The sequence below is a fragment of the Arenimonas sp. genome, from assembly GCF_019459675.1.
In the GTDB taxonomy this organism is placed as follows: Bacteria; Pseudomonadota; Gammaproteobacteria; order Xanthomonadales; family Xanthomonadaceae; genus Arenimonas.
This window is the reverse complement of record NZ_JAIBFH010000169.1, coordinates 1-6,588: the sequence shown is the minus strand read 5'-3', so window position 1 is coordinate 6,588 and position 6,588 is coordinate 1. Positions and strand designations below refer to the sequence as shown.

Here is a 6,588-nt window from a genome sequence, read left to right as displayed (position 1 = left end):
CGGCGCGGGCTGCCGCCCGCGTCGGGCCGGTGAACCCGGCGGCGCGGGCGCTTTGTTGTCAGGGGATGATCGGAAGAAAGCATGAGCAAGCGTGACTACTACGAAGTGCTGGGCGTGTCGCGCACCGCGACCGAAGACGAGCTGAAGAAGGCTTACCGTCGCGCTGCCCAGAAGCACCATCCCGACCGCAACCCGGACGACGCGACCGCCGAGGCCAGCTTCAAGGAGGCCAAGGAGGCTTACGAAGTGCTGTCGGACGGCGGCAAGCGCCGCATGTACGACCAGCACGGCCACAAGGCCTTCGAACACGGCATGGGCGGCGGCAACAGCAATGCCGGCGCCGGATTCGGCGACGTCAACGACATCTTTGGCGACATCTTCGGCGACATCTTCGGGGGTGGCCGCCAGCGTGCCCCGCGTCGCGGCGCCGACCTGCGCTTCGTGATCGAGCTCGACCTGGAAGAGGCCGTGTTCGGCGTGGACAAGCGCATCGAAGTGCCCAGCCTGGTGGCCTGCAAGCCCTGCGACGGCACCGGCGCCGAAGACCGCAAGGTTGAAACCTGCAAGACCTGCCAGGGCCACGGCCAGGTGCGCATGCAGCGCGGCATCTTCGCCGTGCAGCAGAACTGCCCCAGCTGCGGCGGCCGCGGCAAGTCCATCCCCAAGCCCTGCAAGACCTGCCACGGCAACGGCCGCGTGCAGGAAGACAAGGTGCTGCAGGTGAAGATCCCCGCCGGCGTGGACAACGGCGACCGCATCCGCCTGAGCGGCGAGGGCGAGGCCGGACCGCCGGGTGCGCCGGCCGGCGACCTGTACGTGGAAGTGAGCGTGCACGAGCACCCCATCTTCCAGCGCGACGGCAACGACCTTTACTGCGAAGTGCCGATCCGCTTCTCGCAGGCCGCGCTGGGCGCCGACATCGTGGTGCCCACGCTCGACGGCGAGGCGCTGATCAAGGTGCCGCTGGAAACCCAGACCGGCAAGCAGTTCCGCCTGCGCGGCAAGGGCGTGAAATCGGTGCGCAGCCACAGCCACGGCGACCTGCTGTGCCGGGTGGTGGTGGAAACCCCGGTGAACCTGACCAGCCGCCAGCGCGAACTGCTCAACGAATTCGAAAACACGTTCGAAGGCGAGGGCGCCCGGCACTCGCCGCGCTCCAGCGGTTTCCTGGACGGTGTGAAGGCGTTCTGGGACCGCATGACGTCCTGATCCGGCAGCCAGCGTTGCCCCACGAAAAAGCCCGGCCGAAGCCGGGCTTTCTTGTTTTGCGGTGCGGCTAGTTGTTCGGCCGGTACAGCCGTCCCGGGGTGGCCTGCACCGCGTAGGGGTCGAGCTTCTCGCCCACCGCCGCTTCCAACCGCTCGATGCGGCTTGAAGGCGTGGGATGGGTGGAGAACAGCAGCGCCACGGATTTGTCTGATGCGTTGGCGGAATCAAGCGTCTGCAGCACGCCGGCCATCGCGAACGGGTTGTAGCCCGCGCGCGCGGCCAGCACCATGCCGCGCTGGTCGGCGTCGTACTCGTCGCTCTTGTCCAGGCCGCGCGCCAGCACTTCCGTGCCCGCCCGGAAGGCCTTGTTGCCGAAGCGCCGCACCAGCTCGTTGTCGCTGCGGCCGGCCACTTCCCCGGCAATCTCGGTGGCGAAGTCGCGGCCCATGGCGCCCTGGATGGCCTTCACCTGGTGCTTCTGCACCACGTGGGCAATCTCGTGGCCCAGCACGTTGGCCAGCTCGGCTTCGTCGCGAAGGCGGTCGTACAGCCCGGCCGTGACCAGGATGGTGCCGCCCGGCAGCGCGAAGGCATTGACGTCGGAACTGTCGATCACGCCGAAGCGCCAGGGCAGGTTGGGTCGCTCGCTCTGCATGGCCACCCACAGGCCCACGCGGTTCACGTAGCGCTGCAGCTCGGGGTCGGGCACCAGCGGTGCGGCGCCCAGCACGTTGGCGGCGATGCCGCGGCCCAGCTCCACTTCATCCTGTTCGGTGATGGTCTGGCTGGCCTTGGCCGCGCGCTGGCCGAACTTGAGCAGCTCCTCGGCATTGCCCAGGCGGCCGAAGGCGCCGGCCGGGGCCGACAGCGCCAGCGCGAGCACGGCGACGACACAGCGGGACGGGCTCATCGGTTCCTCCTTCGGCTGCCGCGCTCTTGTGCGAGGTAGTCCACGCGCTGGGCCGACAGCGGCGCCTGCGCGGCGAAGGCCGTGGCGTCCCCCGTGCTGACGGCGAAGCCGTCCAGCGTGGCGACCTGGCTGGCGTCAGGCGAGGCGCCGATCAGCTGTTCCGCCGACAGGCCCTTGACGCCGGTGCTGACCGAGTTGCCGCTGGAGCCGGTGGCGAAAACGGACGTCAGCTGCACGCCGCTGGCCGCCGCCGCGGCGGCCGAGCCGGTGCGCAGGTTGAGGATGCGTGCCCAGCCCTCGGTGCCGGCCGGTGTGGTCACGCCGGCCCAGGCGCCCTGCCGCGCGGTGATCTGCACCGTTTCGCGGGCCTTGAGCTGGCCTACTTCGCTGGCCGAGGCCAGGGGCTCGCTGCGCAGCGGGGTGTCCTTGAGCACGGCGCCGGATTCGGCCAGTACGGCGCCGCCGGCGAGGGCGGCCACGGTCGCCAGCGCTAGCACGCGGCGTCGGGGCAAACCGGGAATTCTGGTTGGGGTCATGTTGCTGGCTCCACTGGTGGGGACTCGGGGTGTAGCAGGGGTTCGTAAAGTTCCACGGGCTGTTCCCGTCCTTTGACGTGGAATTGCCCGCGGTGTACGAAATGAAAACGGGATCCGGGGCCGCAGGCGGACCTCGTGGCTCCGGACACCAGCACTCTGGCCACGCCCTTGGTGGCTCCTTCGATGCGGCTGCCCAGGTTCACGGTGTCGCCAATGGCGGTGTACTCCATTCGCGTGTCGCTGCCAAGAAAGCCCACCACGGCCGGGCCGGTGTGCAGGCCGATGCCCACGTCGAAGTCGCCCAGGCCCTCGTTGCCGGCCTGCAGTTCGCGCTTGAAATCGTCCAGGGCCTGGGTCATCTCGATGGCCGCCGCCACGGCCTTTTCGGCGTGGCCTTCGGACGGCGTGGGGGCGTTCCAGAAGGCCATCACGGCGTCGCCGATGAACTTGTCCAGCGTACCGCCGTGCCGGAATATGACTTCCACCTGCCGGGTGAAGTAGCGGTTGAGCAGCTCCACCACCTGTTCGGGCGTGCGGGTTTCCGACTGGGTGGTGAAACGGCGGATGTCGTATAACAGTTTGGTTATCTCGCGCGCCTGGGGCTTGCTGTCGCGCGACAGCTCGCCGGCGTCCACCAGGCTTTGCACCACCCGCGGGTCCAGGAAGCGGCCGAAGATGCCCACCGTGGCCTCGCGTTCGCGCCGGTCCAGCCACTGGGCCTGGATGGTGAACAGCCCGAACGCGATCCAGGCCAGCAGCAGCGCGGCGCCCACCGGCAGCCAATACTCCAGCCGCAGGGCAAAGTAGGCCGTTGCCAGCACGGCGATGGTGGCAACGCCGAGCACGGCACCGATCTTCACCGGGCTGCGGCGTCGCCGGAACGCCGCTGCCAGCAGGCCCGACATCGCCATGGCCAGGGGCCAGCGCGCCGGCACGTCGCGCAGCCAGTCGCCCGCCCGCAGGTTGGCCAGCGCGGTAGTGATGGCCAATACGCCCACGGTTTGCGCGCCCAGCGGCGTTGGCCGCATGTCGTTCAGGCCGGGCGCGGTGGCGCCCACCACCACCACGGCGCCGGCGAGGGTGGGGGCGATCACCGGATTTTTCTGGCCCAGGTCGTTGAGCAGATCGCTGAAGGCTATGGTGCGCGGCGCCTGCCGGAACCAGTTCAGCCGGATCCGGTCCTGGTCGGGCAGCGGCGTGCCGACGAAGCGCGCGAGGCTGGCGGCCATGCCGGGCATGCGCCAGCGGCCCAGGTCGGTCCACAGGCGGTACTGGCGCCCGATGCCGTCGCTGTCCCTGTCGAAATCGATCAGGCCACCCCGCCAGTTCTGCTCGTCCAATATCCGCGGCACCAGCAGGGTGGGCGGTGCCCTGTCGGAGGCGATGGCCTTGCGTTCGATGCCCATTGACGCCGGCAGCTGGTCAATCGGCGTGGCGTTGCCATCCACCAGGGTCATGGACGCGAAGAACAGGTTGGCCTGCGACTTGGCCACGTTGCGCAGCGCGATGTCGCTGTCGGGCTGGACGGTGTCGGCCTCGTTGAACAGGATGTCGAAGGCAACCGCGCGCGGCTTGAACCGCGCCAGGGGGTCGAGCAGCTCGGCGTAGATGGCGCGCGGCCACGGCCAGGCGCCGAAATCGAGGTTGAGCACCTCCAGGCTCTTTTGGTCGATCGCCACCAGCACGATGTCGTCCGGCGGGGAGCGCGTGTGCGAGTGCTGCAGCAGCAGGCGATCGCCGAGCGCGCGGTCGGCGCGGTCCAGTCCGCCGGCCAGCCAAAGCAGGGCGGCGATGGCGACCAGCACCAGCAGCGGCAGGCGGAGCGGGGCACGCTTGGCGGAGCTCATGCTTCCTCGCGGGTCGGGCCGGCGCGGGTGGGGCGCGGCGTCAGGGCTTCATGCCCGAGTCTAGCCGTTTGCCAGGCCGTGCTGGTTTCCGCTAGCGTCACCGGCATGGACACTCCCGTTCCCCGACTCCTCATCCACGGCGCCAGTGGCCGCATGGGCCGCGCCTTGCTGCGCCTGGCCGCGCTTCGCGACGATGTCGCCGTGGTCGCCGCCGCCAGCCTCAGCGGGGCGCCCGTCGCCGAAGCCGGGGACGTGCCGGTGTTCGCCGCGGCGGCCCTGGGCGACGCGCCGGAATTCGACGTGGTCATCGACTTCAGCCTGCCCGACGCCTTCGACGACCTGCTGGCCCACTGCGTCACCCATGGCCGGGCCCTGCTCAGCGGCACCACCGGGCTGTCCGCGGCGCAGCACGCGGCACTGGCGCTGGCCGCCGAGCGCATCCCGGTCATGTGGGCCTCCAACTTCAGCGCCGGCGTGGCCGTCCTGGCCGAGCTGGTGCGCCTGGCGTCGGCGGCCCTGCCGGGCTGGGACGCCGACATCGTCGAGGCCCACCACACCCACAAGAAGGACGCGCCCTCGGGCACGGCCCTCACCCTGGGTGCGGCGGTGGAGGCCGGCCGCGGCAGCCCGCCGCATTACGCCAGCCTGCGGGCCGGCGACATCGTGGGTGAACACACGGTGCAGCTCAGCGGCGCCGGCGAGCGCCTGGAGCTGGTGCACCGGGCCACCCACCGCGACATCTTCGCCCGCGGCGCGCTGGAAGCGGCGCTGCGGCTGGCGCAGTTGGGCCCGGGGCGGCACGACTACGGCGCCCTGCTGCTGGCCGACAGCCGCCGCTGACCGGGCGGTTGCACGCGGCGTTTCCCTTTTGGGGGTGAGGTCGCTAAAATTCCCGCTCGCCTGAACCCTCATCCGTACGGACACGGTTTTTCCCTGTCCGCGGCTGCTCGCACACCCAGCGAAGCGGGTTCCCCCATCGCAAGGCGATAGCCCGTGACCCAACCCGCAATCCTCGCTCTCGAAGACGGCACCGTGTTCGAGGGCGTTTCCGTAGGCGCGCCTGGCAGCAGCGTCGGCGAGGTGGTGTTCAACACCGCCATGACCGGCTACCAGGAAATCCTGACCGACCCGTCCTACGCCCGGCAGTTGGTCACCCTGACCTATCCCCACGTGGGCAACACCGGCTGCACGGCCCAGGACGACGAGGCCGAGCGCGTCTGGGCCTCCGGCCTGATCGTGCGCGACGTGCCGCGCCGGCCCAGCAACTGGCGCAGCCAGGTGGCTCTGCCCGAATGGCTGGCCGCGCGCGGCGTGGTCGCCATTGCCGGCATAGACACCCGCAAGCTGACCCGCCTGCTGCGCGACCGTGGTTCGCAGAACGGCTGCCTGATGGCGGGCGAGGGCATCGACCGCGACAAGGCGATCGAAGCCGCGCGCAAGTTCCCCGGCCTCAAGGGCATGGACCTGGCGAAGGAGGTCTGCACACGCGAGCGCTACACCTGGACCGAGGGCCAGCTGGACCTCGACAGCAACGCGTTCGTCCGCACCGAGGCGCGCTTCCACGTGGTGGCCTACGACTTCGGCGTCAAGCGCAACATCCTGCGCATGCTGGCCGAGCGCGGCTGCCGCGTCACCGTGGTGCCGGCGCAGACTTCGGCCGCGCAGGTGCTGGCGGAAAAACCCGACGGCGTGTTCCTGTCCAACGGCCCGGGCGACCCGGCGCCCTGCGACTACGCCATCGCCGCCATCCGCGAGATCGTGGCCACCAGGGTGCCGGTGTTCGGCATCTGCCTGGGCCACCAGCTGCTGGCGCTGGCCGCCGGCGCGCAGACCATGAAGATGAAGCTGGGCCATCACGGCGCCAACCACCCGGTCATCGACCTCGATTCCCGGCGCGGGATGATCACCAGCCAGAACCACGGCTTTGCCGTGGACGAGGCAACCCTGCCGGCCAACGTGCGCGCAACCCACCGCTCGCTGTTCGACGGCACCAACCAGGGCATCGAGCTTGCCGATGCGCCTGCTTTCAGCTTCCAGGGCCACCCGGAAGCCAGCCCGGGCCGGCGGGGGGGGGGGGGGGGGGGGG

The 6,588-nt window shown here is 70.2% G+C and carries 6 protein-coding genes; 3 read left to right on the top strand and 3 right to left on the bottom strand.

The features are described 5' to 3' along the window. Window positions 1-81: 81 nt before the first annotated feature. Window positions 82-1,209: a molecular chaperone DnaJ gene (dnaJ, locus tag K0M70_RS05955; RefSeq protein ID WP_290780572.1), complete on the top strand. Its 1,128-nt coding sequence runs from the start codon at window positions 82-84 to the stop codon at window positions 1,207-1,209. 67 nt (window positions 1,210-1,276) lie between these two features. Here the strand turns inward: dnaJ and K0M70_RS05950 are convergent, their stop codons facing one another. From K0M70_RS05950 to K0M70_RS05940, 3 genes are read right to left on the bottom strand one after another with little or no spacing between them, the layout of a single operon-like run. After that, window positions 1,277-2,119 carry a M48 family metalloprotease gene (locus tag K0M70_RS05950; RefSeq protein ID WP_290780570.1) on the bottom strand — a complete coding sequence of 281 codons (843 nt, stop codon included), beginning with the start codon at window positions 2,117-2,119 and terminating at the stop codon, window positions 1,277-1,279. Further along, the gene (locus K0M70_RS05945) at window positions 2,116-2,655 is read right to left on the bottom strand and encodes an SH3 domain-containing protein (RefSeq protein WP_290780567.1); all 540 of its coding nucleotides are present in this window, start codon (window positions 2,653-2,655) and stop codon (window positions 2,116-2,118) included. Before K0M70_RS05945 ends, K0M70_RS05950 begins: the two co-directional genes overlap by 4 nt. Then, window positions 2,652-4,502: an adenylate/guanylate cyclase domain-containing protein gene (locus K0M70_RS05940; RefSeq protein ID WP_290780565.1), complete on the bottom strand. Its 1,851-nt coding sequence runs from the start codon at window positions 4,500-4,502 to the stop codon at window positions 2,652-2,654. Before K0M70_RS05940 ends, K0M70_RS05945 begins: the two co-directional genes overlap by 4 nt. A 105-nt stretch (window positions 4,503-4,607) precedes the next feature. Between K0M70_RS05940 and dapB the strand changes: the two genes are divergently transcribed. Together dapB and carA are read left to right on the top strand one after the other, a co-directional pair. Further along, window positions 4,608-5,342: a 4-hydroxy-tetrahydrodipicolinate reductase gene (gene dapB / locus K0M70_RS05935; protein ID WP_290780575.1), complete on the top strand. Its 735-nt coding sequence runs from the start codon at window positions 4,608-4,610 to the stop codon at window positions 5,340-5,342. Window positions 5,343-5,495: 153 nt separating this feature from the next. Then, the coding region (carA, locus tag K0M70_RS05930; RefSeq protein ID WP_290780563.1) for a glutamine-hydrolyzing carbamoyl-phosphate synthase small subunit at window positions 5,496-6,588 on the top strand (1,093 nt) is incomplete at its 3' end.

Bases quoted from the DNA above. Each gene is read 5' to 3' on its own strand.
- dnaJ (WP_290780572.1), top strand. From the start codon at position 82: ATGAGCAAGCGTGACTACTACGAAGTGCTGGGCGTGTCGCGCACCGCG.
- K0M70_RS05950 (WP_290780570.1), bottom strand. From the start codon at position 2,119: ATGAGCCCGTCCCGCTGTGTCGTCGCCGTGCTCGCGCTGGCGCTGTCG.
- K0M70_RS05945 (WP_290780567.1), bottom strand. From the start codon at position 2,655: ATGACCCCAACCAGAATTCCCGGTTTGCCCCGACGCCGCGTGCTAGCG.
- K0M70_RS05940 (WP_290780565.1), bottom strand. From the start codon at position 4,502: ATGAGCTCCGCCAAGCGTGCCCCGCTCCGCCTGCCGCTGCTGGTGCTG.
- dapB (WP_290780575.1), top strand. From the start codon at position 4,608: ATGGACACTCCCGTTCCCCGACTCCTCATCCACGGCGCCAGTGGCCGC.